26 protein-coding genes are annotated in these 22,563 nt (G+C 69.5%); 18 read left to right on the top strand and 8 right to left on the bottom strand.

What is annotated here, in order from left to right:
- The first annotated feature begins 77 nt into the window (after positions 1 to 77).
- The 17 genes from E3O41_RS13430 to E3O41_RS13350 all read left to right on the top strand — a co-directional run bounded on the left by E3O41_RS13430 (position 78) and on the right by E3O41_RS13350 (position 15,771).
- A complete protein-coding gene (locus tag E3O41_RS13430; RefSeq protein WP_045246905.1) occupies positions 78 to 530 on the top strand; it encodes a hypothetical protein in 453 nt (150 codons plus the stop codon).
- Between the two features lie 91 nt (positions 531 to 621).
- Entirely contained in the window at positions 622 to 1,290 is a 669-nt protein-coding gene (locus E3O41_RS13425; protein ID WP_045246904.1) for a DsbA family protein, read from the top strand.
- Entirely contained in the window at positions 1,290 to 2,309 is a 1,020-nt protein-coding gene (locus E3O41_RS13420) for an NAD(P)-binding domain-containing protein (RefSeq protein WP_135012866.1), read from the top strand. The genes E3O41_RS13425 and E3O41_RS13420 overlap by 1 nt, the downstream gene beginning before the upstream one ends.
- 13 nt (positions 2,310 to 2,322) lie before the next feature.
- Positions 2,323 to 3,039 carry a copper resistance CopC family protein gene (locus tag E3O41_RS13415; RefSeq protein WP_048809232.1) on the top strand — a complete coding sequence of 239 codons (717 nt, stop codon included), beginning with the start codon at positions 2,323 to 2,325 and terminating at the stop codon, positions 3,037 to 3,039.
- Positions 3,036 to 3,311 (top strand): TFIIB-type zinc ribbon-containing protein, encoded by a 276-nt coding sequence (locus E3O41_RS13410; protein WP_045246902.1) that lies wholly within the window; start codon positions 3,036 to 3,038, stop codon positions 3,309 to 3,311. Before E3O41_RS13415 ends, E3O41_RS13410 begins: the two co-directional genes overlap by 4 nt.
- Positions 3,312 to 3,388: 77 nt before the next feature.
- A complete protein-coding gene (locus E3O41_RS13405) occupies positions 3,389 to 3,937 on the top strand; it encodes a signal peptidase II (protein ID WP_135012746.1) in 549 nt (182 codons plus the stop codon).
- Positions 3,934 to 4,269 (top strand): DUF6804 family protein, encoded by a 336-nt coding sequence (locus E3O41_RS13400; RefSeq protein WP_045246900.1) that lies wholly within the window; start codon positions 3,934 to 3,936, stop codon positions 4,267 to 4,269. The genes E3O41_RS13405 and E3O41_RS13400 overlap by 4 nt, the downstream gene beginning before the upstream one ends.
- On the top strand, positions 4,266 to 4,865 hold the full coding sequence (locus E3O41_RS13395; protein ID WP_135012743.1) for a TlpA family protein disulfide reductase: 600 nt from the start codon (positions 4,266 to 4,268) through the stop codon (positions 4,863 to 4,865). The genes E3O41_RS13400 and E3O41_RS13395 overlap by 4 nt, the downstream gene beginning before the upstream one ends.
- Complete coding sequence (locus E3O41_RS13390; RefSeq protein WP_045246898.1) at positions 4,862 to 5,629, top strand: cytochrome c biogenesis CcdA family protein; 768 nt, start codon at positions 4,862 to 4,864, stop codon at positions 5,627 to 5,629. The genes E3O41_RS13395 and E3O41_RS13390 overlap by 4 nt, the downstream gene beginning before the upstream one ends.
- The gene (resB, locus tag E3O41_RS13385; RefSeq protein WP_135012740.1) at positions 5,610 to 7,298 is read left to right on the top strand and encodes a cytochrome c biogenesis protein ResB; all 1,689 of its coding nucleotides are present in this window, start codon (positions 5,610 to 5,612) and stop codon (positions 7,296 to 7,298) included. Before E3O41_RS13390 ends, resB begins: the two co-directional genes overlap by 20 nt.
- Positions 7,295 to 8,236 carry a cytochrome c oxidase assembly protein gene (locus E3O41_RS13380; protein WP_045246896.1) on the top strand — a complete coding sequence of 314 codons (942 nt, stop codon included), beginning with the start codon at positions 7,295 to 7,297 and terminating at the stop codon, positions 8,234 to 8,236. The genes resB and E3O41_RS13380 overlap by 4 nt, the downstream gene beginning before the upstream one ends.
- A 3-nt stretch (positions 8,237 to 8,239) precedes the next feature.
- Positions 8,240 to 9,859: an apolipoprotein N-acyltransferase gene (lnt, locus tag E3O41_RS13375; protein ID WP_101305216.1), complete on the top strand. Its 1,620-nt coding sequence runs from the start codon at positions 8,240 to 8,242 to the stop codon at positions 9,857 to 9,859.
- A complete protein-coding gene (locus E3O41_RS13370) occupies positions 9,856 to 11,262 on the top strand; it encodes a M23 family metallopeptidase (protein ID WP_135012737.1) in 1,407 nt (468 codons plus the stop codon). Before lnt ends, E3O41_RS13370 begins: the two co-directional genes overlap by 4 nt.
- A 21-nt stretch (positions 11,263 to 11,283) precedes the next feature.
- Positions 11,284 to 12,162 (top strand): M23 family metallopeptidase, encoded by an 879-nt coding sequence (locus E3O41_RS13365; RefSeq protein WP_236966997.1) that lies wholly within the window; start codon positions 11,284 to 11,286, stop codon positions 12,160 to 12,162.
- A 77-nt stretch (positions 12,163 to 12,239) separates the two neighbouring features.
- On the top strand, positions 12,240 to 13,256 hold the full coding sequence (gene ccsB, locus E3O41_RS13360) for a c-type cytochrome biogenesis protein CcsB (RefSeq protein WP_045246027.1): 1,017 nt from the start codon (positions 12,240 to 12,242) through the stop codon (positions 13,254 to 13,256).
- A 129-nt stretch (positions 13,257 to 13,385) separates the two neighbouring features.
- The gene (locus tag E3O41_RS13355) at positions 13,386 to 15,365 is read left to right on the top strand and encodes a bifunctional copper resistance protein CopD/cytochrome c oxidase assembly protein (RefSeq protein ID WP_135012735.1); all 1,980 of its coding nucleotides are present in this window, start codon (positions 13,386 to 13,388) and stop codon (positions 15,363 to 15,365) included.
- Positions 15,366 to 15,375: 10 nt separating this feature from the next.
- A complete protein-coding gene (locus E3O41_RS13350; RefSeq protein WP_045246023.1) occupies positions 15,376 to 15,771 on the top strand; it encodes a DUF4307 domain-containing protein in 396 nt (131 codons plus the stop codon).
- 39 nt (positions 15,772 to 15,810) lie between these two features.
- Here the strand turns inward: E3O41_RS13350 and E3O41_RS13345 are convergent, their stop codons facing one another.
- A complete protein-coding gene (locus E3O41_RS13345; protein ID WP_048809453.1) occupies positions 15,811 to 17,847 on the bottom strand; it encodes a heavy metal translocating P-type ATPase in 2,037 nt (678 codons plus the stop codon).
- 78 nt (positions 17,848 to 17,925) lie between these two features.
- Here E3O41_RS13345 and E3O41_RS13340 point away from each other — a divergent pair, with 78 nt between their 5' ends.
- Positions 17,926 to 18,258 carry an ArsR/SmtB family transcription factor gene (locus tag E3O41_RS13340; protein ID WP_045246029.1) on the top strand — a complete coding sequence of 111 codons (333 nt, stop codon included), beginning with the start codon at positions 17,926 to 17,928 and terminating at the stop codon, positions 18,256 to 18,258.
- 317 nt (positions 18,259 to 18,575) lie between these two features.
- Here E3O41_RS13340 and E3O41_RS13335 read toward each other — a convergent pair whose 3' ends face one another.
- The 7 genes from E3O41_RS13335 to E3O41_RS13305 form a co-directional block, all read right to left on the bottom strand.
- The gene (locus tag E3O41_RS13335; RefSeq protein WP_135012733.1) at positions 18,576 to 18,953 is read right to left on the bottom strand and encodes a hypothetical protein; all 378 of its coding nucleotides are present in this window, start codon (positions 18,951 to 18,953) and stop codon (positions 18,576 to 18,578) included.
- Positions 18,954 to 19,099: 146 nt separating this feature from the next.
- Complete coding sequence (locus E3O41_RS13330; protein ID WP_135012731.1) at positions 19,100 to 19,393, bottom strand: hypothetical protein; 294 nt, start codon at positions 19,391 to 19,393, stop codon at positions 19,100 to 19,102.
- A 65-nt stretch (positions 19,394 to 19,458) separates the two neighbouring features.
- A complete protein-coding gene (locus E3O41_RS13325) occupies positions 19,459 to 19,890 on the bottom strand; it encodes a hypothetical protein (RefSeq protein WP_135012730.1) in 432 nt (143 codons plus the stop codon).
- 62 nt (positions 19,891 to 19,952) lie between these two features.
- Positions 19,953 to 20,930 carry a DUF3560 domain-containing protein gene (locus E3O41_RS13320; protein ID WP_135012728.1) on the bottom strand — a complete coding sequence of 326 codons (978 nt, stop codon included), beginning with the start codon at positions 20,928 to 20,930 and terminating at the stop codon, positions 19,953 to 19,955.
- Between the two features lie 23 nt (positions 20,931 to 20,953).
- Positions 20,954 to 21,220 (bottom strand): hypothetical protein, encoded by a 267-nt coding sequence (locus E3O41_RS13315; protein ID WP_135012726.1) that lies wholly within the window; start codon positions 21,218 to 21,220, stop codon positions 20,954 to 20,956.
- Between the two features lie 139 nt (positions 21,221 to 21,359).
- A complete protein-coding gene (locus E3O41_RS13310) occupies positions 21,360 to 21,593 on the bottom strand; it encodes a hypothetical protein (protein WP_135012724.1) in 234 nt (77 codons plus the stop codon).
- A 115-nt stretch (positions 21,594 to 21,708) separates the two neighbouring features.
- Positions 21,709 to 22,425 carry a hypothetical protein gene (locus tag E3O41_RS13305; RefSeq protein WP_135012722.1) on the bottom strand — a complete coding sequence of 239 codons (717 nt, stop codon included), beginning with the start codon at positions 22,423 to 22,425 and terminating at the stop codon, positions 21,709 to 21,711.
- Between the last annotated feature and the right edge of the window lie 138 nt (positions 22,426 to 22,563).

The following is a 22,563-nucleotide window of genomic DNA, read 5'->3' as shown; positions in this document are numbered from 1 at the left end:
CCGGCGCTGCCGGCGCTCCCGTGCTCGGGTGAACCGGGCTCCGAATGGGTTTAGGTGCGCACGGTAGGCTGTGGGCGATGGTCTCTTCGGCCCGGACTCCGCGCTCCACGACGCTGAATGAGCAATTGTTGATAATGAGGCTCATTACCAGCGTCGGTTTGGCGCTGCTGCTGATGTTGGGTCTGGCAGCGACGGGTCACACAGAGGCGGACGGTTCGACTCCTGTTCCGCTGGTGATTTCTGGGTTCATGGACCCCCACGTCGAGCCCGTGGCAGACGCCCCAGTCGAGCATGAGGCGGTCGCCGGTGGCGTCGTTTCTGGGCCGAACGCGTTGGTGGGCGCTGCGCTGTGCATGTTGGGCGTGTTGTGCGGGCTGACGTTCATGGTGGTGCTGCGGGGGTTGTGGCGTCGGCGGATGCCTCCGGTTCTCGGTGACGGGCCACGGATGCCTTCGCTGCTTCCGGCGCCGGCTGCCCGTGCTCACCCGATTGTCTTTTCGTTGACGCAGTTGGGTCTTTCCCGAACCTGACATTTGGCACGCCACCCTTTCCGGGTGGCGCTTCGTCCCGGGCTGCGTGCCCGGGTTCTGTCCTGTGCCGTGTCTTGGTTTGGAGTACCCGATGAAAACCCCTGTGAAGGCGACGCTCGTCACCATTGCCGTTGTGGTGGTGATGGTGATCGCCGCGTTGATCTATGTCCTTGTCAATCAGAGCCAGTCCGCTCCACCTTCATCTGGGGGCGGTGACGCATCCCCGCAGGTGGTGCGGGAGAGCTCGCATGTCCTCGACGACGGCGGGGAGGGCGCTGTCACCCTGGTGGAGTTCCTCGACTTCGAGTGCGAGGCGTGTGGCGCGTTCTTCCCGATCGTGGAGGATATGCGGGAGCAGTTCGCTGGGGAGATCACGTATGTGGTCCGCTACTTCCCGCTGCCCGGTCACTTCAATTCGAAGAACGCGGCGGTCGCGGCGGAAGCGGCCGCGCAGCAGGACCGGTTCGAGGACATGTATGTCCGGTTGTTCGAGACGCAGGCGGAGTGGGGTGAGGCGCAGGAGTCTCGCGCCGACCTGTTCCGTGGCTTCGCGGAGGAGATCGGTCTGGACATGGCCGCCTATGACGCCGCCGTGGCGGACCCGGCTACGGCGGAGCGGGTGGAGCTGGATTTCGAGGAGGGCCAGGCGCTCGGGGTGAGCAGCACGCCGACGTTCTTCCTCGACGGTGAGCTGCTCGAGCTGCAGGAGTGGGACGACCTCGAGAACGCCATCCAGGCTGCGGTGAACGGTGGCCGGTGATGCGGGCGGGTTTGACGCATCGGCGGGCGATCATCGTCGGCGCCGGGCAGTCTGGGCTCGCGGTTGCCGCGGCTCTGGCCGCGGAAGGGCTGCGGCCGCAGCACGAGTTTGTGGTGATCGACGCCGCCAGCACGGGGCAGCGTTCCTGGTCCTCACGGTGGCATTCGATGGAGCTTCTCAGCGACGCCCGGCATAGCGCGCTGTCTCCGCGGCGGCTGCTGGGTGACCAGCGCCGGCATCCGCGAGTGGACGAGATGGCGGACTACCTCACCTTCGTGGAAGCCGGGCTGGGCCTGGAGACGGTCTGGGGCATCCAGGCGACCGGGGTGGAGCATCGCGGGAACGGCTCGACTCTGCTGCTGTCGACGACGGCAGGGGAGGTGCAGACCCGCAACGTGATCTGCGCGACGGGCGCGGCCGCGCACCCGCGGATTCCGGAGTGGGCGTCTCTGCTGACGATGCCCGGGGTGGTGCTGCACAGCAGCGAGTACCTGTACCCGAAGCAGATCCCCGTCGGCGACGTGCTCATCGTGGGCGGCGGGAACAGCGGTGTGCAGCTGGCCCGCGAACTGTCCGCGTCGCACACCGTGACGCTGTCCGTGCGAACCCGGCGGCAGCATCGCCCCGCGATGAGCTATCCCGCCGCGGCGGGGGAGAGGGTGCCGCTGTTCTCGCGGGAGCGTCGCCCCGAGCCGATCTTCGGCGACAGCTATGAGCAGCTGCGCCGCGTCGGGGTCACGATCGCAGCTGCGGTGCAGGACGCGGCCGGCGCCGGGGTGACCTTCGCCGATGGCACGCAGGCATCCCCCCGCTCGGTGATCCTCGCCACCGGCTACACCCCTGGCGACGACTGGCTCCCGGAACCGGCCCGCGTCGACCGGCCGCGGCGCACCCTGACCGGCCTGCCCGGGCTGTTCGTGGCGGGGATGCCGCAGTACGGCGGCCGCGGCTCCGACACCCTCGCCGGGGTCTGGAAAGACGCGACGACGATCGCCCAGCACATCATCAACCGGCCCTGAAAGGACCACCGCCTTGACCACCGTCACCGACCACGAACACCCGCACCGATCCGGCTCACGGAGACGCATCCTCCTCCTGTCCACTCTGACGACGCTGCTGCTGGCCGCCGGGCTCCTGTTCGCCACCGCGGCGCCCGCAGCCGCGCACGATGAGATCGTCTCCTCCTCCCCGGAAGCCGGATCCACGGTCAGCGTGGTCCCGGAGGAGATTTCGCTGACGTTCAGCGGCGAGATCCTCACCGATTTCAGCGCCGTGATCATTGAGGTGGTCGCCCCGGACGGGCAGAACATCGCATCGGGGGATCCGGTCATCGACGGGACCACGGTCACCCAGGCGGTGACGCCTGGTCAGGCGGGCGTGTACACGGTGCGGTGGCGGGTCGTGTCCAGCGACGGGCACCCGATCAGCAACGAGTACCAGTACACCGTCGAAGCGGTCACCGTCCCCACCAGCGCCCCTACCCCCGAAGCGACCGAGGAGCAGACACCCGACCCGTCTCCCACATCTGCCGCCAATACGTCCGGAGAGGTTCACAACGGGCCATCCGGAGGTGGGGAACTCCTCCCCGTCCTTGCGGTCCTGAGTGGCGTAATCGTGCTGGGCGGCGCGCTGGTGGTCGTGCTCATGGTGGCCAGAGAGCGTCGTCGCCGCGACCGAGCAGCCGCGGCCGCGGCCGCCGCGGATGGTGGAACCGCCGACGACCAGCAACAGAAGGAGAACCCCTCATGAAATGTCCGGTCGACGGGACCGCCCTGCTGATCACGGAACGCTCCGGGGTCGAGATCGACTACTGCCCGCAGTGCCGGGGCGTCTGGCTGGACCGTGGCGAGCTCGACAAGATCATCGACCGCGCCGCCGACCTTGCCGGCGGCGGCCGGCAAACCAGCACCGCCCCCTATCCGCGCGAGGGCGACCACCGTTCTGACCGCGACAGGGATCATCACGGTCGCTCCGGGCGTCGGCGGAAGGAAGGGTTCCTCGGTGACCTCTTCGACTTCTGACACCAAAAACCTCTTCCTGATAGCCGGTCTGATGACCGGGTTATCAGCGGCCCTCGCGAACGCAGGAGGAGCCGCTGATGGTTCGTGAGCAGACCCGGCGGTTCGCGGTCGCGTGCCTGGCCGCCGCTGTGGTGGTCCTGGTCGACCAGGCGACGAAGGCGGCCGCACTGGGAGGGTTGAGTCAGGAGGAGCGGATCCCGCTGCTGGGGGATCTGCTTGGGCTGCAGCTCGCGTTCAACCCCGGCGCGATCCTCTCCCTCGGAGCCGGGGTCACCGGGCTGCTCACTCTCCTCGGGGTCGGTGCCGTGGTGCTGCTGGTCGTCGCCGCCGCGCGGGCGCGGACCGGATGGTGGGCGATGGGGATCGGCCTGATCCTCGGGGGCGCGATCGGGAACCTGATCGACCGGCTGTTCTCCCCCCCTGGGTTCGGGGTCGGGCACGTCACCGACTTCCTCGCCTACGGGAACCTGTTCATCGGCAACCTCGCCGACGTCGCCCTCGGTGCCGGCGTCATCGTCCTCGGCCTGAGCCTGTGGACCCGACACCGCCGCGCCAGCGCGAGCGCAGCGGACGGTGCGACGACCGGTGCGTCGCCTGGGCCGGGCTCCGTGGTGAGCGGGTCATGATGGCGAAGCAGCGGACCTCGTCCGTATACCAGCGCAACGCGTTCGCGCCGGGGCTGCTCGCGGCGGCGGTGTTGTTCCTCGCGCCGGTACTGATGGGCGGGGACTGGTTCACCGTTGTGCTGTTCGTCGCCGCGATCTTCGCGGTCATCGTGGGGTGGTTCGCGATCCAGGCGCGGCAGTGGTGGTGGTTGCCTGTGTTCGTCGTGATCGCGGTGATTTGGAACCCGGTGTTCCCGTTCCCGTTCACCGGCCCGGTGTGGACTGCGGCGCAGCCGGTCGCGGCAGTCGTGTTTCTGGTCGCCGGCGCCCTGATCAAGGTCAAGCGCGCATGATCCGCCGCCGCGTCCTTGCCGCCGTGACGCTGGTCGCGGCGCTGCTGCTGGCCGGGTGCACGTCCAGCGACTCGCTCGCGCAGCAGTACCGGGACGGGAACGAGAAGGGCTACATCGCCGGTGACTTCCAGATCGTCGAGATCCCGGATGCCGACCGCGGGGAGCCGGTGGTGTTCGAGGGCGTCACCGAGACCGGGGAGACGGTGTCCAGTGACGACTACCGGGGCGGGGTGCTGGTGGTGAACTTCTGGTACGCCGCGTGCGGGCCGTGCATCGTCGAAGCCCCGATGCTCGAGGAGGTCTGGCAGGAGTATCAGGACCAGGGTGTGGCGTTCCTCGGGGTGAACACCTACGACCAGCCAGCCACCGCATTGTCGTTCGCGAGAGACAACAACGTCACCTACCCGAGCGTGATCGACGTGAACGACGGGCGGGTCAAGCTCGCGTTCGCGCAGGTCACTCCGATCCAGGCCACCCCCACCACCTTGGTCATCGACCAGGAGGGGCGGGTCGCGGCGCGGATCATCGGGCAGTTGGCCAGCGCGTCGATCCTGTCCACCCTGGTCGCCGACACCCTCGCCGAGGACACCTCATGAATCCGGGAGCGGTGATCGTCGACGGCGCCCTGTGGGTCGCGATCCCGGTCGCGATCCTCGCCGGGCTGGTGTCGTTCGTGTCCCCGTGCGTGCTGCCGCTGGTGCCTGGCTACCTCGGCTACCTCGGCAGCACCACCACGACGACCGCGGCCCCCACGCTGGACGGGGGGCGCACGGTGACGGCGGAGCGCGCGCGGCTGCTGCTGGGCGTGACATTGTTCATCGCCGGGTTCACCGTGGTGTTCGTCGCCGTCACGATCCTCGGCGGCACCTTCGGGTACCTGCTGCTGCAATACGCCAATGTGCTCACTCGCGTCTTCGGGGTCGTCATCATCGCCCTGGGCCTGGTGTTCCTCGGCTTCTTCGGCATTGCCCAGCGCACCCTCCGCCCTCGCGCCCAGGGTAGGACCGGGCTGATCGGGGCGCCGCTTCTCGGGTTCGCGCTCGGCGTCGGCTGGACCCCCTGTATCGGCCCGACGCTCGCAGCGATCATCTCTATGTCGTGGAACCTCGGTGACCCCGCCCGCGCGGGCCTGCTCGGGCTCGCGTACTCGCTGGGCCTGGGCATCCCGTTCCTGATCCTCGCGGCCGGATGGGGGTGGGCGTCCCGATCGGTGACGTTCCTGCGCCGCCACATCCGCGCCCTGAACATCATCGGCGGGGCCATGCTCATCGCCCTCGGCCTGCTGATGGTGACCGGGCTGTGGACGGCGCTGATGTCGCAGCTGCAACAGGTGGTGATCAATGTCCCCCTCCCGCTCTGACACCGGCACCGACGTCACCGCCGACCCGCTACGCCCCGGCGACCACGCCGACAGCGAATCCGCGACGGAGATCACCCAGCCGGCGCTGGGCATCACCGGGTGGTTGCGGTGGGCATGGCGGCAGCTGACCAGCATGCGCACCGCATTGGTCCTGCTGCTGTTCCTCGCGATCGCCGCCGTCCCCGGGTCCCTGTTCCCGCAGCGCAGCGCCGACCCCAACGGTGTCATCCAGTGGGAGCGGGACAACCCCGACGTGTTCCCCCTCGCCGATGCGGTCGGCCTGTTCGACGTGTACCTGTCGCCGTGGTTCTCCGCGATCTATCTGCTGCTGTTCACCTCCCTGATCGGCTGCGTGATCCCGCGCGCCAAGCACCACTACAAGGCGCTCCGCTCCCGCCCCCCGCGCACCCCGGTCCGGCTGTCGCGGCTCTCGGAGTACCGGGAACTGACCTTGCCGAGAGAGGAAGGGAGGACCGACCCGGCCGCGCACGCGATCGACGTCGCGGCAGAGCAGCTGCGCAAGGCCGGATACCGGGTGGAGCGATACGACGCCCGCGGAGCCGCGTCGGTGTCGGCCGAGCGCGGCTACCTGCGCGAGACCGGCAACCTGATCTTCCACGTCGCCCTCGTCGGCGTGCTGGTCTCGGTCGCGATCGGCGGGTCGTTCGCGTATACCGGGCAGCGGGTGGTGGTGGAGGGCACCACGTTTGTGAACGCGCTCAGCGACTATTCCTCGTTCGACCCCGGCCGGTTCGTCGACGGCACCGGGCTTGCCCCCTACTCGCTCACCCTCGATGACTTCCAGGTCTCTTACCGGCTGCCCGGCACCCCTGGCGCAGGCCAGGCGGGCGACTTCTCCGCCGACGTCACCATTCGCCAGCCCGGGCAGGACGACCGGGCGCAGAGCGTGATCGTGAACTATCCGATCACCGTCGAAGGCGACCGGATCTACCTGCTCGGAAACGGCTACGCCCCCACCCTCACGATCCGCGACGCCGCAGGCGAGGTCGTGTACAGCGAATCGCAGCCGTTCCTGCCGCAGGACTCCAACATGACCTCGCTGGGAATCATCAAGGTCCCGGACGGGCTGCCTGAGCAGGTCGGACTGGTCGGGTTCTTCTACCCCACCCAGGGGGTGTTGCCCTCCGGCGCGTTCACCTCCGTCTACCCGGACGTGGTCAACCCGGTGATCACCCTCAACGTGTTCAGCGGGGATCTCGGCATCGACGACGGCACCCCGAGGTCGGTGTACACGCTCGAGGTCGACGGGCTTACCCAGCACACTGGTGGCGACACCGCCGCCGACTCCCTTGAGCTCACCCCCGGCGCCACTGTTGATCTGCCGAACGGGTGGGGCACGATCACCTGGGAGGAGGTCACGGCGGAGGAGCCGGTGAAGCGGTTCGCGTCGCTGCAGATCCAACGCGACCCCAGCAGCGGCTGGGTGCTCGCGTTCTCCGTGCTCGCCACCCTCGGCCTGTTCGCCGGCCTGTTCGTGCCCCGCCGCCGGCTCTGGGTGAAAGCCCGCACCACCCCGGATGGTGTGCACGTCGAGTACGCGGGACTGGCCCGCGGCGAAGACCCCGCTTTGGCGCGCGCCGTCGACGAGTTCGCGACCCGCCACGCGCACGCCCTCGGCGTAGACCAGCCTGCGAAGGACACACCGTGACGACCGTGTGGATCCCGGACGCCCCGCCGACCCTCGGCGGGTTCCTCACCCCGGCCCCGCTTCCGGCTCCGGTGCTACCGCTCCTCGCGGGACTCCTCGCGGTCGCCTACCTGGCCGGTGCGATCCGGATGTGGGTCCGCGGCCGCGGCTGGCCGGTGTGGCGGACGGTCAGCTTCCTGCTCGGCTGCGTCGCCCTCGCCGCGGTCACCGGCCTGGCGGTGGAGAACTTCGGGTACGCCCTGTTCTCGGTGTTCATGTTCCAGCAGCTCACCCTGATGATGGCGATCCCTCCGCTGCTGGTCCTCGGCTCTCCCGGCACCCTGCTGCTGCGCGCTACCCCGCACCACGGCCCAGGTCTCCTGGTGCTCCGCGCCGCGCATGCCGGGCTACGCAGTCGCACCGCACGGTGGCTGCTCAGCCCGTGGCTGGCGGTGCCGCTATACCTGGCCGCGTTTTACGGTCTGTACCTGGCGAACTTCGCCGATCCGATCCTGTCCACCGTCACCGGCCATACCCTCCTCGAGGTCGGGTTCCTGGTCGCCGGGATGCTGTTCACCATCCCGATCCTGTCGTCGGACCCGCTGCCGGTGCGGATGAGCCACGGCGGCCGCGCCCTGGACGTGTTCGCCGAGGCCGCCCTGCACGCCTTCTTCGGCGTCTTCCTGATGATGGCCACCACTACCCTCATCGACGGGTTCGCCGGCCCGACGAGCGCGCTGGGCATCGACCCGATCGAAGACCAGCGCCTCGCCGGCGGGCTGGCCTGGTCCTACGGCGAGGCCCCCACCTTGCTGATGCTCATCTACGTCATGCACCGCTGGTTCCGCGACGACACCGCCCAAGCGGTCGCTGCCGACCGTCGCGCCGACGCACACGGCGACCCTGAGCTCGACGCGTACAACGACTACCTCACCCGACTCCACCAGAAAGACACCTGACCGATGCGCACGCCTTTGCCGACACCCGCCCCGGCCGCCGCGCCGGAGCAGGAGACGCCGCGCCGCACCGTGGCGGCATGGTCGCTGCCGGTGTGGGCGGCGGTGCTGGCATCCGCGGCCGCCGGCCTGCTGCTGGATCTCGCCTCCGCACCGGTGGGGTGGTGGCCGTTGACGTTCGTGAGTGTCACGGTCGCCCTGGTGGCCCTGATCGGCCGCAGCATCGGCGGGGCGCTGCTGGTCGGCACTGTGTTCGGCGCCGTGTTCTACACGACCCATCTGGTGTGGGTGGGGGAGTTCCTCGGCCCGGTGCCGTGGCTTGCCCTCGCCGGGCTGGAAGCGGTCCTGTTCGGCGCGGGCGCGGTGCCGATCGCGCTCGCCTACCGGTGGACCGCCCGCTATCCGGCCCGCGGCCTCGTGCAGCTGCTCGCGGTACCGCCGCTGATCGGGGTTCTGTGGACGGCCCGTGAGGTGGTGATGGGTGCGTGGCCGTACTCCGGGTTCCCGTGGGCGCGCCTCGGGATGACCCAGGTGGGCGGCCCGCTCGCGGAGGCCGTGTCGTGGACGAGCGTGACCGGCCTGTCCCTGCTGATCGTCATTCTGTGCGCCTCTGTGGTGCAGTGGATCCGCGCCGGCGGCATCCGCTTCATGCTCGGGTTGCACCCTGCTGTGAGCGTCGCCGCTCTCCTGGTGATAGCGCCGCAGTTCCCCACCGCGCCGGCCGGGGAGTTCCGCGTGGGATGGGTGCAGGGCAACGGCCCCACCGGGTACTTCGACGACAAGGTGCCCGGCGACGTCCTGGCCGCGCAGACCGCCGCCACGGTGCCGCTGTACGGGCAGCCGATGGATCTGCTGGCCTGGCCGGAGGGCGGCGTCGACGCCGACCCGCTCAGTGATCCCGCCGCCGCCGAGGCGTTGGACCGGGTCGTGCGCTCGGCCGGGGCGCCGTTGCTGATGAACGCCGCCACCACCCGCGGCGACGATGTCTTCAACACGTCCCTGCTGTGGACCGCGGATCCCACGGGCCGGCAGTGGCACGACAAGGTCAACCCGGTCCCGTTCGGCGAGTACGTGCCGGACCGGTGGTTCTACGAGCTGATCGTCCCCGACCTGGTGGGCTTGATCCAACGCGAATACACCCCCGGCAGCAACCCGCCGCTCGTGCAGGTCGGCGACGTCGGGGTGGGGTTGGCGATCTGCTTCGACGTGATCTACGACGCCGTGATCTGGGACGGTGCCCGCGCCGGCGCAGAGGTGTTCGTGTTCCAGACCAACAACGCCGACTTCCGCGGCACCGACGAGAACCTGCAGCAGCTCGCGTTCGCCCGGATGCGCGCCATCGAAACCGGCCGCGCGGTCGTCAACGTCTCCACGGTGGGCACCAGCCAGGTCATCACCCCGGACGGCACCACCGTCGACAGCATCGGCGTCGACACCGTTGACGCGTCGATCACCACCGTCCCGCTGCGCACCGGACTCACCCCGGCGGTGATCCTCGGTCCCTGGCTCACCGCTCTCATCGTCCTCGCTGCCGCCGGCGCTCTCACCGCGGCGGGGTTCTCCCACCGTGCCCGCACGCGTGCGGCCGCCGCAGATCGTTCGACTGATCCGGGGAGGCACCCATGAACACGCCACGGATGAGGCCTGCCGGAGGTCGACTGGCCTGGTCGCTGCGAACGCTGGCGACGGGCAGCGATCTCACCCTTCCTGGTGACCTGACGGCGGAGGAGTGTGGGTGCGCGCCCACGCCCGCGGAGAGCCGCGCATTCCGGGCCGGGGTGAGCCGGCGCACTCTGCTGACGGCGGGAACATTGAGCGCGGCAGCCGTCCTGGTCGCCGGCCCGCTGTTGCCGGCAGCGTTCGCGGCGACCTATCCGTCCTGGGAGGACGTGCAGGCCGCGAAAGCGAACGAGGCCACCAAAGCTGCCGAGGTGCAGCGGATCCAGGGCCTCATCCAAAGCCTGACCGGCGAGGTGGCGCGCACCCGCACCGCCGCCGAGCAGGCCGCCGGCGCGTTCTACACCGCCCAGCAGGAGTACTTCGGCGCATCCATCCGCGCCGACACGTTGCAGTCCCAAGCCGACCTGGAAGCGCAGAACGCGACCGACGCGGCGAACAAGGCCGGCCGCATCGCCGCGCAGCTGTACCGCGACGGGGGCGACACCACCTCCCTCGAGCTGTTCCTCTCCGGGTCGGCCGCGACCGCGGACGATCTCCTGTCCCGGCTGGGCGTGATGGACAAGCTGCTGGAACGCAACCAGGCCGTCTACGCTGCGGCGCTCACCGCCCGCGATGCCGCGCAGAGCCTGACCGATCAGGCGGTGGTGGCCCGGGATGAGCGCGACCGGCTGCAGCAGGTCGCCGAGCAGAAGATGCTCGAGTCGCAGCAGGCCGCCGATGCTGCGCAGGCCGCGCTGGACGCGCAGACCCTCCACCTCGGCGAGCTGCAGGCCCAGCTCGCCGCCCTCGAGGACACCACCGCGAAGACCATCGCCGACTATCAGGCCGGGGTGGAGGCTGCCCGCATCGCCGAGGAGCAGCGGCGAGCGGCGGAGCGCGCCGAAGCGGAACGGCTCGCCGCCTCGGGAGGTGCTGGTGGGGGTGTGGTCAGCTCCGGGTGGGCACGGCCGACCTCCGGGCACCGCACCTCGGGGTTCGGGCCGCGCAGCTCCCAGTGTGGCAACGGGTACTGCTCGACCAGCTACCACTACGGCGTCGACCTCAGCGGCGGATGCGGCGCGGGGATCTACGCCGCCGCGGCCGGCACCGTCGTCTACGCCGGGCACAACGGCGGCTACGGCAACTACATCAAGATCGACCACGGCGGCGGGATCGGCACCGGATACGCCCACATCCGCCCCGGCGGCTTCTACGTCGGATACGGCCAACGCGTGAACGCCGGCGACCTGATCGGCAGCGAAGGCAACACCGGCAACGCGTTCGGCTGCAACCTGCACTTCGAGGCCTACGTGAACGGCTCCCCGGTCAACCCCATCCCCTTCCTCGCCGACCGCGGCGTGTCCATCTGATCCGAAACGAACCAGGACATCATGACTGACCAGACCACCCCACCCGGCGGCGGCGACCAGCCCCAGACGCCCCCCACGCGCCGCAGCCTCCGCCGCGCCGCAACCCCGCCAGTCACCAGCATCACCACCCGCCCCCCACGGCGCCCGCCCGCAGAAACGTCCGCCCGTGGTCGGGTAATCGCGCTGCGCCCAGTGCGCTCCCTGGCGGTCCTGACGGTGGTCACCGGCCTGATCGCCACCTTCGCCCTCCCCGCGTATGCCGCCTGGCAGCCGGCGGACCTCGAGATCCCGACACTGCAGCAAGTCGCGTCCGAGGACGCGCAATCCTTGATCGTCGCCTCCGACGCGACTGGGACGCAGCTCACACGGGAGAGCTACTCGGCCACCACCCAGGCGGAGATCGACCAGAAGAAGGCGGCAGAAGCAGCCGCAGAACGTGCCCGCGCCTCCGCACAAGTCGCCTCGGTGCCCTTCGACTACAGCATCGTGCCCCAAGGCAGTGGAGCCGTGCGGTGGCCGGTGGGCGGTCCGTTCACCGTGACCGACCGCTTCGGTGCTCGAGGCGGCGCGCATATGGGCACCGACATGGTCGCTGCCGGCGGAACCCCCGTCTACGCGTCCGTCGACGGCGTCGTGCGGATCTCGCAGGACAGCTACGGCGGATACGGGGTGACCGTGGTGGTGGAGTCCGTGCTGAACGGGCAACAGGTGAGCACGGTGTACCCGCACATGCAGACCGGAAGCCGGCAGGTCGCCGCCGGGCAGACCGTCACGGCCGGGCAGCTGGTCGGACTCGTCGGCAGCACGGGACGCTCCACCGCGAACCATCTGCACTTCGAGGTCTACCTCGACGGAACCGCCGTGGACTCGCTGGCCTGGCTGGAAGCGAACGCGGGCTGACCGATGTGCACGGATCTACCGCGCCACCCCGCTCGCGGGCACCCCCTGACCGCAACGACGAAGAGGACGACCCTGCCATGACCGGAACCGACGCGCTCTCCCTCGACGGCATCTCACTGCTGCTGGTGTGGACGGCGATCGCCACCTACCTGCTCGCGTTCATCGCGTACACCATCGACCTGGCCGGGCGCTCCGTCCCCGCCAGCGTCCCGCAGCGGGAGCCGGTCCTGGCCGGCGCTACCGCACGGGCGGGCCAGCAGACGGACAACGCCCAGAGTGGGTCGGTGGACAGTGTTCGCACGCCGCCCGCGCAGCGTCAACGGCTGCTGTGGGCGCGGATCGGGACGTCGCTGACGGTCCTCGCGTTCCTGTTCCACCTGGCCGGCACCATCCTGCGCGGCATCGCCGCGGAGCGGGTGCCGTGGGCGAACATGTACGAGTTCGCGCTGACCGGCACGGTCTTGATCGTGGCCGTCTACCTGCTGGTGCTGCGCCGCTACGACCTCCGCTTCCTCGGTGCGTTCCTGATCGGCATGGTGGTGCTGCTGCTGGGTGGCGCGACGGTCTCGTTCTACGTCGAGGTCGTTCCGCTGATGGATCCGCTCAAGAGCGTGTGGCTGGTCATCCACGTCTTCGTCGCGTCCCTGGCCACCGCCCTGTTCGCGATCGCCTGCGGCATCTCCATCACCCAGCTCCTGCAGGCCCGCCGGGAGCGCCGCACCCGAGCATCCTCGGACACTGCCCGCGCCGACGGTCTTGGGTTTCTGCGCACTCTGCCCGCCGCCGACGTGCTCGAGTCCCTCGCGTACCGGTTCGCGATCGTGGGGTTCGTGTTCTGGACGTTCACCCTGATCGCCGGCGCGATCTGGGCCAACGACTCCTGGGGTCGCTACTGGGGCTTCGATGTCAAGGAGGTGTGGACGTTCGTGATCTGGGTGCTCTACGCCGGCTACATCCACGCCCGCGCGACCCGCGGCTGGCGCGGCACCCGCTCCGCCTGGCTGTCCATCATCGGGTTCGTCGCGGTGCTGTTCAACTTCACGATCGTGAACATGTTCTTCCAGGGCCTCCACTCCTACTCCGGGCTCACATGACCCCGCACCCCTGCCCCGCCCTCTTGCCCGAGCCGAAAGCACGCACATGACCCCGATACTCTCGATTCCCGCCACCACGGGTGCGGATGCCACTGAACGCGGACAGCGGTCACTCCGACCGCGACAGGAATGACTCCTCGCGTCTTGCGGGTCGCAGGGCCTGCGATCCTCGGCGGGGTCGCACTCATCGCCTTGGTCGGGGCGTTGTGGTTCGGTGGGGGTGCTGCGCAGATCCCACTCGGCGACGCCGGCCCTGTTGTGCGCTGGGGGCTTCCGGTCACGAAACTGGTCGTGAATCTCGCCGCCGCGGGCATGGTCGGTGTGCTCGTGACCGCCTTGTTCACGCTGCGGGCCGGTGAGCGCGAGTTCGACGTCGCCCTCGATACCGCGTCGATCTCTGCAGCCCTGTTCACCGTGGCCGCGGGCGCGACCGGGTTCCTCACGCTTCTCAGCGTGTTCAACCCGGCCATCGACGCAGGCCCCCAGTTCGGTGCCCAGCTCGGCCGGTTCCTCGTCGAGCTCGAGGTCGGCAGGACATGGCTGATCACGACGGTCGCCGGCGCCGCCCTCACCGTCCTGACATTCGCCGTGCGGTCCTGGGTCGGGACGCTTCTGGTCGCCCTGGTGGCGGTGGCCTCGCTCGTGCCGATGGGCACGCAGGGGCACTCCGGCGATGACGCCTTCCACCACGAGGCGATGATGGCGCTCATCCTGCACATCATCGGCGCCGCGGTGTGGCTCGGCGGGCTCCTGCTGCTCATCGCCGTCCGTCCAGCCCTCGACCGTCGCCGCATCCCCGATCTCGCCGCCCGCTACTCGAGCATCGCTCTGGCCGCGTTCGTGCTCGTCGCCGTGTCCGGCACGGTGCGCGCCGCCATCGGCCTGCAGGAGTGGTCCGATCTGCTCTCGCCCTATGGCGCGATCTTGGGCATCAAGGTCGTCGCGCTCGTCGGCCTCGGCCTCTTCGGGGCGTGGTACCGCACCCGCCTGATCGGCAGGATGCGCAGCTCCGACGCGGCATCCCGCCCTTTCTGGATGCTCATCGCGTTCGAGCTGGCACTGATGGGTGTGGCCAGCGGCGCCGCCGCAGCGCTGGCCCGCACTCCGCCACCGAACCCGGCCCCGCTTCCCGAGATCCCCTCGCCGGCAGAACGCCTCACCGGTGCCCCGCTGCCCCCGGAGCTCACGATCGAACGGTGGGTCACCGCGTGGAACGTGGACATGTTGTGGGCGGTGCTCGCCGGGTTCGCGATCTTCTTCTATCTCGCCGGGGTGTGGCGGCTGCGCCGGCGCGGCGACGCGTGGCCTGTGTATCGCACGATCATGTGGGTCGCCGGCATGGTGCTGCTGGTCTGGGTCACCGGCGGCGTCGTCAACGTCTACCAGGACTACCTGTTCAGCATGCACATGGTGGGGCACATGCTGCTCACGATGGCGATCCCGGTGCTGCTGGTCGCCGGCGCCCCGGTGACCCTCGCCGCCCGGGCGATCCGCAAACGCGACGACGGCACCCGCGGCGGGCGGGAGTGGATCCTGTGGGCGGTGCATTCGCCCGTCGCCCGCATCCTGACGAACCCGTTCGTCGCGGCCGCCCTGTTCATCGGCTCACTGTGGGTGTTCTATTACACCGACCTGTTCCGCTGGTCGCTGTACGACCACCTCGGCCACCAGTGGATGATCGCGCACTTCCTCATCACCGGCTACCTGTTCGCGCTCTCCCTGATCGGCATCGACCCGGTGCCGTGGCGGCTTCCCTACGCCGGCAGGCTGCTGCTGCTCATCGGTGTGATGGCGATGCACGCGTTCTTCGGCATCTCCATCATGATGCAGTCGGGGCTGATGGTCGCCGACTGGTTCGGGTCGATGGGTCGCACCTGGGGTGTCACACCGCTCGAGGATCAGTACACCGGCGGCGGTATCGCGTGGTCGATCGGTGAGATCCCCACCCTGATCCTCGCGATCACGGTCGCGATTCAGTGGAGTCGCAGCGACGACCGCGAGACCAAGCGGCGAGACCGGCACGCCGACCGCACCGGCGAAGCCGAGCTCGAGGCCTACAACGCACGCCTCACCGAGCTCGCCGACCGCGATGCTCGCAGCCGCAGATAGGGCGCACTACGTGACGACGAAAGAGGAGCTCGCCGACCGCTACGGTCGGGGACCGCGGCCCATCCGCCGCCGCGTGTTCTGGGTCACCGTCGCGACGGCGGCAATCCTGTCTGTCGCCGGGCTTTCGTGGCTGACTGTCTCGAACTCGCTCGACGACGTCGGATTCGACGAGACCGGATACGAGCTGGTCGATGCGCGCACCGTGACCGTATCCTTCCAAGCCACGCCACCCGCTGGGACGTCGTTCGCATGCGCGGTGCAGGCATTGGATGAGGACTTCGGCATCGTCGGTTGGCGGGTCATCGAGTACCCCGCGTCCGAGGAGATCACACGAGCACTCGTGGAGACCATCCCGACCGTCGCGCAGGCAACGACCGGCACCGTGCAATCCTGCTGGGCCACATAGCCGCGCAAGGGAGGCCGTCGCCTGCGCCGGCTGAGTCTCTCAAGCGGTGGGCCTGTCTTCGTGGTCGATGCCGTGGTGCTCTTTGCCGCGCTCGAAGTTGAGCAGGCGGAGTGCGTTGCCGACGACGATCAGGGTGGAGCCTTCGTGGATGAGTACGACCGCGCCGATGTTCAGGCCGAGGAAGGTGGCGAGGATGAGGAACGCGACGATCGCGAGGCTGGCGATGAGGTTCTGCCGGATGATGCGGCTGGTGGCGCGGCTGAGCCGCACGGCGAACGGGACGCGGCCGAGGTCGTCGCTCATCAGCGCGATGTCGCAGGTTTCCAACGCGACGGTGGAGCCGGCGGCGCCCATCGCGATGCCGACGTCGGCGCGGGCCATCGCGGGGGCGTCGTTGACGCCGTCGCCGACCATCGCGATCGGTCGGTGGGTTTCGGCGAGGCGGGTGATCTGAGCGACTTTGTCCTCGGGGAGCAGTTCGCCGATCGCGGTGTCGACGCCGACTTCCCGGCCGACCGCGTCGGCGACGCGCTGGTTGTCGCCGGAGATCATCACGAGCTGCCCCACGTTCGCGCCCCGGAGCGCGCTGAGCACCTGGGCGGACTCCGCGCGGGACGCATCCATCACGCCGACGATGCCGAGGAACCGGTCGCCACGGCGGATGATCATCAGCGTCTGCCCGGAGTCCCGCGCCTGCGTGTACGCGTCGGCGAGCGTGCCGGTCAGCGCGAGTTGCTGCTCGTCGAACATGCGCAGGTTGCCGACGTCGACCCGCTCGCCGTCGATCGTCGCCGTGACGCCACGCCCGACGACCGCGTTCAGGTCTGTCGCGGTGAGGCGCTCGGCCTGGGGGACGCGGGGCTCGAGGTCGCGGACGATCGCCTCGGCCAGCGGGTGATCGCTGAGCGCTTCGACAGCGACCAGAGTGCGGATCAGCTCGGACTCGGGCACGTCGGCGGCGGGGGTGACGGACGTCACCCGGGGGGCACCCCAGGTCAGGGTGCCGGTCTTGTCGAACGCCATCGCCTTGACCCGCCCGAGCGTCTCGAGCGGGGCGCCGCCCTTGACGAGCACCCCGGCACGCGCAGCACGGGCGACCCCTGCCAGCACCGCGGCCGGGGTTGCGATCGCGAGCGCGCAGGGGCTGGCGGCGACGAGCACGGTCATGGCGAGGTAGAACGCGTCGGGGAACGGTTGCGCGAACGCGAGCCAGGAGATCAGGAGGGTGACGGCGACCCCGAGGATCACGGCGGGCACGTACCAACGCTGGAACCGGTCGATGAACTGCTGTGTGGGGGAGGCGGCCTGGTCGGCGGAGCGGACGAGCTCGACGACCTTGCTGAGCGTCGAGTCCGCGGAGGTCGCGGTGACCTCGACCTCGAGCACGCCGGACCCGTTCACGGTGCCGGCGAACACACGGTTGGCGGCGGGCAGGGTGTCGACGGTGCGCATCGCCCGCTCCGGGTCGGCCACCGGCTCCTTCTCCACCGGAATCGACTCCCCGGTGACCGCGGACTGATCCACCGCGGACACCCCGGAGATCACGAACCCGTCTGAGGGAATGCGGGAGTTCGGGCGGATGACGACGATGTCCCCGACGACGATCTCCTCCACCGGCACCTCCACCGGCTCGTCCCCGCCGCGGCGCACCAGGGCGCTGCGGGGAGCGAGCTCGGCCAGGGACTCGATGGACTTGCTGGCACGGCTGAGGGCGTATTCCTCGAGCGCGTGGCCGAGGCTGAACAGGAACAGCAGCACCGCCCCTTCCGCCCACCGGCCGATGAGGGCGGCGCCGATCGCGGCCACCAGCATGAGGAAGTCGACCTCGAACTTCCCTCGCATCGTCGAGGCGATCGCGGTGCGGAACGTGAAGAACCCACCGAAGAAGTAGGTGGCGAGGAAGAACACCAACGGCCACCCGACCATCGGCAGCCCCAACGCGAACTCGGCGATCATCCCGCCGGCGTAGGTCACGCCCGCGGCGATCGCGAACCACAGCTCCCACCGGGCCGAACCGTGGGAATGGTCGTGCGTCTCCGCAGCGGGCGCGGTAGTCGTCGGGGAAGAAGCAGTCATACGACCAGGATACATCACAAGATCATGATATATTGTAGTTGTGAATGATTGTCGTGATCGGAGGGCACAATGGTGAGCATGGCCGGTACTGAGACGCGTCGGGAAGCAGGCACCCTGTCCGTAGCGGATGCTGAGCGTCTCGCCGAGATCATGCAGGCACTGGCGTCACCTGTGCGGCTGCGCATTCTGAGCGCGCTGAGTGTTCAGCCGAGCACCGTGACCGACCTCAGCGAACAGCTGCACATCGGACAGACGACCACATCGAACCATTTGCGGCTGCTGCGGCATCTGAGCCTGGTCCTTGGCACGCGCGACGGCCGGCACATCCACTACTCGCTCTTCGACGACCACGTCTCCGAACTGCTCGAGGAGGCCATCGGGCACCTCGAGCATCTGCCCGGCGGAGGATGACGCCTGCCGGAGCTCCCCGATTGACGAGAGTATTCCCGTTCACGTCGGGGGGCGCTGCTGCGGCCGGGGAGAGCGCGTCGCTGCCGGTTCGGACACGCTGCATGGTGTGTAGCCGATCGCCGCGACGGCCATGAGCTCTTGTAAGAATCCGCCACTACTCGCGGAATCCTGAACCCGAAACCCCAGCCAACTACCGTGGAATCGCGGCATTCCTCGCCATCTCGAGCGGGAACCTACAATCGGGAGGAGCCGGCCCTCATCCGGGGCACGACAACTGCGGCGAGCGCAGCTCGCCGGGTGCTCGCGTCGTCGGGGTGTCAGACGCCCGGGATGCCGTAGGCGGCGGGGCGCTGGTTCCACTCGGTCAGGCGCAGCTCGAGCGCGTGGCGGAGCGCTCGAGCTGCGGGGCCGCTGGCGGCATGGGGGATGTCGTGAATGGTGATCGTCACGGGAGTGCCGTTGTGGGCAGCGAGCTCGTCGGCGAGGGCGCGGGCTGTGGTCGAGTGCAGGTAGTGGTCCGTGGGGCCGAGAGTGACGCGGATGCACTCGTCGTGGTCGTCGTCGGTGAGGGTGACGGCGACTGCGGCGAGCGCGATGCGGTCTGCGGCGGGGTCTGTCGTCCGGCCGGGGGTGACGGAGACGTGGCCGTAGGGCCAGTTGATCGGCTCGTCCGGTTCGTGGGTCTCTCGGGTCATGCTGGGGTCTCCGTCCGGGTGGGCGCGCTCGCCGCGGGGGACTCAGCGTAGCGACGAGGGCGGGGACGCCACGAGTTCGGCACGATGTGCCCGGGCGCGACGAGACCCCGGCACCGTGGGGGTGTCCGGGGTCTCGGTGGAGCGGATCAGGCGAAGTCGTAGACGACGACGGAGACGGCTCGGTCCTGCTGCAGGGCGGCGGTGACTTTCTCGGCGTCGCGCTCGCCGCGGATGCTGTCGGCGGGGTCGAGCGTGTGGTCGATCTGGCCGGTGAGGATCGGGCGGCCGTCGGTGAGGTATCCCCAGGTGGTGCGGTTGCGGGTGACGGTGGGGATGACGGATCGGGAGTAGCTGGCGCGGGGGTCGTGGGCGACGTAGACGCGGATGCTGTCGGCGGTGCGCACGGCCGTGATGACGCGGGTCGGGATGGTGCGGGGCATTTGGCGACAATAGGGGCACCCCCCGGGGATGCGGCGAGCGCGCTCGCCGCATCCCCGGTGTGTGGTCAGGGGCGGGTGCCGTCGAAGCCGTCGACGAGCCAGCGCGAGGCGGTGATCAGGTCGCCGTTGCCGTCGAGGGCGTTGCGTACGGCGGCGAGGGCGGCGTGGAGGTCGGCGGGGGCGAGGTGGGTTTCCTGGTCGTGCTGGGGCTGGTGCTCGCCGTTGCGGTAGGTCGTGGTGGTGGTGCCGGGGGTGTCGGCGTCGCGGGTGTCCCATTCCTCGCTGACGGTGACGGTTGCGCCGTGGCGGGAGAGGCGAGCTGCGATGGTGTGGAGGTTGTCGGGCTGGTACTTGGAGTGGCCGGCGATCGTCCAGCCGGCGTCGGTCTCGTAGATCTCGGTGTCGTGGATCTCGATGGCGTCGGCGGCTTTGGTGGCCTTCTTCTCGGTGAGGGGCTTGGTGCCGGTGGTGATGGTGAGGACGGTGTACTGACCCATGGTGGTGGCCCTTCCTAGTGTGTGAATCTGACAGTTACAAGACTAGGAAGGGTCACCGACATTCAGCGGCGAGCGGCCAGCAGCTCGGCGACCTTCTCGGCCGCGTCCGCGCCGCCGGGGTGGTGCTCCTGGATCTGGTCGTAGCGGGCGGTGTAGCGCCAGTGCTGCGACTGCACAGACAGGCTCTTCGGGTTGATGCGCAGCACGACGGCCCACCGGCCGTCGACCTTGACGATGTCGCCCTTGGTGAACTGGTCGCGGGTGAAGTTCGTGGCGACCCCGTCGGCGATCTGCTGGGCGCGGATCCCCTCCCAGTAGGCGTGCGCGTCTTGGTGCTCGGCGAGTTCGGACAGGTACCGGTCGCGTGCGGTGCCCTCGGCGCGCGGGATCTGCCGGGCGTACGGGGTACCTCGATCGGCGATGTACCCGTCGAGGTGCCGCTGCACACGGCGGATGTCGGCGGCGATCTTCTCCAGCCGGTTGGCGACCTGCCGCGGTGAGTACCGCATCGCCGTGGTGTGCGCCGCAGCCTCCGCGCGAGCAGCCGCACGCTCGGCCTCGGCGGTCGCCTCGATGGTGCGCCGCATCGCCGTGTGCGCACGCTCGATCGCCCTGCGATGGCGGCCCTCCGAGTGATGCCCGATCTTGATCGGCTCCCCGCCCTCCGGCAGGGCCCGATGCGCGCGATCCGCGGCCGCATCCGCGGCGAGCGCGGCGTCGGTCTTCCGGTCGGCTTTGGCGGCGAGCGCTTCGGCTCGATCCTGCTGGCGGGCGATCTTGTCGGCTTCGACCTCGGCGGTGGGGCGCACGGTGTCGTCGAGGTCGAGGGCGACGTCGAAGCCGGCGGCGGTGAGTGCCTTGGCGGTCTGGTCGATGGCGTATCTCTTGGGGCGGTGGTCGCGGGAGTGGGGCAGGTACCAGGCGCCGATGGAGCGGCCCCAGCGCCAGCCGTTGGCCTTGAGGATCTCGGCGGTGCCGTCGCCGCGGGCGGTGCCGTCGATGAGGGTGCCTTCTTCGTGGGTGTGGGTGATCGTCAGCATGAGGTGCCTTTCGTGGGTGGTGGTCAGTGCAGGGCGGGGAGGAGGTCGCGCAGCGCGTCGACGCAGTCCTGCGCGGTTGCCGGCGTCGGGTCGCGGTCGTATGCGGCGAGCGCGGCGCGGCCGTGGCCGGCGGGGTCGTCGGTCTCGGGGTCGGCGTCCCAGATGGGGGCTTCGTTGAGGTAGATGCGGACGCGGCCGGTGACCTGGTGGGTGGCGATCTCGGCGACGGCGGCGCCGTCGATCTGCGAGGTGTAGGTGGTGAGCTCGAAGCTCGGGGCGGTGGTGGTCATGAGGTGGGGATCCTTATGGCGTTGACGGGGTGGCTGGCCAGGTGTGCGGCCGTGGGGTTGTGGGTGGTGCGGGGGAGGGCGGCGGTGGTGCGCAGTCCTGCGAAGTAGGCGCAGTAGCTGCACACCGTCGCCGGGGCGCTCACTCGTCCTCCAGGGCGCCGAAGAGGGCATCCCAGCACTCGGGGTGGATGCCGGAGATCAGCAGCTCCCGAAGCTCCGGGGTGGCCTCGGGGAGCACCTCGTGCACAGGTCGGCGGTTGGCGATCGCGCTCGCCGCGGTTGCTGGGAGGAACACGGTGGAGGTGTTGCCGCAGCGCAGGCACGGGGCGGTGCTGTAGGCGACGAACTCGGTGGTGGTGCCGTTGGTGTTCATGATTTGCCCTTGCTCTGAGGTGTGAATCTGACAGTTAGGAGACTATGCGGGGCCACCGACATTGACCGGCCGGGTGCCCCGCCCTCCGGGGATCAAGAGGGCGGGGCGCGCCTGGTCAGGCGTAGTGGGAGGCGGTCAGCTCCGCGCCCTCCCAGACGTAGGCGTTGGCGTGGTCGTTGATCGCCACGAACGGGCTCGACCCGAACGTGATCACCTTGCGGCGGAACGCCTCGCCGGTGAACTCGTCCGGCACTGCGGTCACGTGCTCGGACATGAAGCCGGCCTCACCTGTCACGCGGGAGCGGATGGGGCGCAGCTGCACCGTCTGCGCCGTGGCGGCGACCACCTGGTAGAAGTCGACGTTGGTCTGCTCGTACCCCCACTGGGAGGCGAGGATCGTGCCCACCGGCAGCGCCTCCGCGCCGGCCGCGGGCTTCGGTGCGGGGTTCGGCTTCTCGGCCTCGCAGGGAGCCATCCGGGGGTTGACGATGGTGGCCCCGTCGAAGTCGAGCGACAGCATCAGCGCCGTCAGATCCTCGGCGTAGACGTTGCGCAGCTGGAAGTGCGTGCGGATCTCGGCGCCCTGCCGCCACGTGACGCGCACGTCGTACAGGTCGAGTCCGTTCAGCAGCACCTCCACCTTCATCACGCGCGGCCGCGAGGCGCGGGTGCCGTCGGCGCGGAAGGGGAGGATGCGGGCCGGGAAGCTGAGGCCGGGCATGTCGTCGACCAGCACGGCGCTGACCTTGCCCGCGCCGAGTGCCCAGAGGGAGCCGCGCTCGATCTGCGAGTAGATCGTCTTCGCGACCGCGAGAACCTCGTGCCTGTCCATGGTGTCTCCTTCGATGAGTGTGGCGGATGTGTGAATCTGACAGTTAAGAGACTAGGGCAGGCCACCGACATTCACCAGTGGCCTGCCCTGGCCCGTTCGGGTCAGCTCGTCCAGCAGTCGAGGAAGCGGGCCCGCTCG

The organism is Microbacterium sediminis, from assembly GCF_004564075.1.
Taxonomy (GTDB): domain Bacteria; phylum Actinomycetota; class Actinomycetes; order Actinomycetales; family Microbacteriaceae; genus Microbacterium; species Microbacterium sediminis.
This window is presented reverse-complemented; position numbering and strand designations above follow the sequence as displayed.

What these genes read in the sequence shown, in the direction of transcription:
- E3O41_RS13430 (WP_045246905.1), top strand. Translation starts at nt 78, where the DNA reads ATGGTCTCTTCGGCCCGGACTCCGCGCTCCACGACGCTGAATGAGCAA.
- E3O41_RS13425 (WP_045246904.1), top strand. Translation starts at nt 622, where the DNA reads ATGAAAACCCCTGTGAAGGCGACGCTCGTCACCATTGCCGTTGTGGTG.
- E3O41_RS13420 (WP_135012866.1), top strand. Translation starts at nt 1,290, where the DNA reads ATGCGGGCGGGTTTGACGCATCGGCGGGCGATCATCGTCGGCGCCGGG.
- E3O41_RS13410 (WP_045246902.1), top strand. Translation starts at nt 3,036, where the DNA reads ATGAAATGTCCGGTCGACGGGACCGCCCTGCTGATCACGGAACGCTCC.
- E3O41_RS13405 (WP_135012746.1), top strand. Translation starts at nt 3,389, where the DNA reads ATGGTTCGTGAGCAGACCCGGCGGTTCGCGGTCGCGTGCCTGGCCGCC.
- E3O41_RS13400 (WP_045246900.1), top strand. Translation starts at nt 3,934, where the DNA reads ATGATGGCGAAGCAGCGGACCTCGTCCGTATACCAGCGCAACGCGTTC.
- E3O41_RS13395 (WP_135012743.1), top strand. Translation starts at nt 4,266, where the DNA reads ATGATCCGCCGCCGCGTCCTTGCCGCCGTGACGCTGGTCGCGGCGCTG.
- E3O41_RS13390 (WP_045246898.1), top strand. Translation starts at nt 4,862, where the DNA reads ATGAATCCGGGAGCGGTGATCGTCGACGGCGCCCTGTGGGTCGCGATC.
- resB (WP_135012740.1), top strand. Translation starts at nt 5,610, where the DNA reads ATGTCCCCCTCCCGCTCTGACACCGGCACCGACGTCACCGCCGACCCG.
- lnt (WP_101305216.1), top strand. Translation starts at nt 8,240, where the DNA reads ATGCGCACGCCTTTGCCGACACCCGCCCCGGCCGCCGCGCCGGAGCAG.
- E3O41_RS13370 (WP_135012737.1), top strand. Translation starts at nt 9,856, where the DNA reads ATGAACACGCCACGGATGAGGCCTGCCGGAGGTCGACTGGCCTGGTCG.
- E3O41_RS13365 (WP_236966997.1), top strand. Translation starts at nt 11,284, where the DNA reads ATGACTGACCAGACCACCCCACCCGGCGGCGGCGACCAGCCCCAGACG.
- ccsB (WP_045246027.1), top strand. Translation starts at nt 12,240, where the DNA reads ATGACCGGAACCGACGCGCTCTCCCTCGACGGCATCTCACTGCTGCTG.
- E3O41_RS13355 (WP_135012735.1), top strand. Translation starts at nt 13,386, where the DNA reads ATGACTCCTCGCGTCTTGCGGGTCGCAGGGCCTGCGATCCTCGGCGGG.
- E3O41_RS13345 (WP_048809453.1), bottom strand. Translation starts at nt 17,847, where the DNA reads ATGACTGCTTCTTCCCCGACGACTACCGCGCCCGCTGCGGAGACGCAC.
- E3O41_RS13340 (WP_045246029.1), top strand. Translation starts at nt 17,926, where the DNA reads ATGGCCGGTACTGAGACGCGTCGGGAAGCAGGCACCCTGTCCGTAGCG.
- E3O41_RS13335 (WP_135012733.1), bottom strand. Translation starts at nt 18,953, where the DNA reads ATGACCCGAGAGACCCACGAACCGGACGAGCCGATCAACTGGCCCTAC.
- E3O41_RS13330 (WP_135012731.1), bottom strand. Translation starts at nt 19,393, where the DNA reads ATGCCCCGCACCATCCCGACCCGCGTCATCACGGCCGTGCGCACCGCC.
- E3O41_RS13325 (WP_135012730.1), bottom strand. Translation starts at nt 19,890, where the DNA reads ATGGGTCAGTACACCGTCCTCACCATCACCACCGGCACCAAGCCCCTC.
- E3O41_RS13320 (WP_135012728.1), bottom strand. Translation starts at nt 20,930, where the DNA reads ATGCTGACGATCACCCACACCCACGAAGAAGGCACCCTCATCGACGGC.
- E3O41_RS13315 (WP_135012726.1), bottom strand. Translation starts at nt 21,220, where the DNA reads ATGACCACCACCGCCCCGAGCTTCGAGCTCACCACCTACACCTCGCAG.
- E3O41_RS13310 (WP_135012724.1), bottom strand. Translation starts at nt 21,593, where the DNA reads ATGAACACCAACGGCACCACCACCGAGTTCGTCGCCTACAGCACCGCC.
- E3O41_RS13305 (WP_135012722.1), bottom strand. Translation starts at nt 22,425, where the DNA reads ATGGACAGGCACGAGGTTCTCGCGGTCGCGAAGACGATCTACTCGCAG.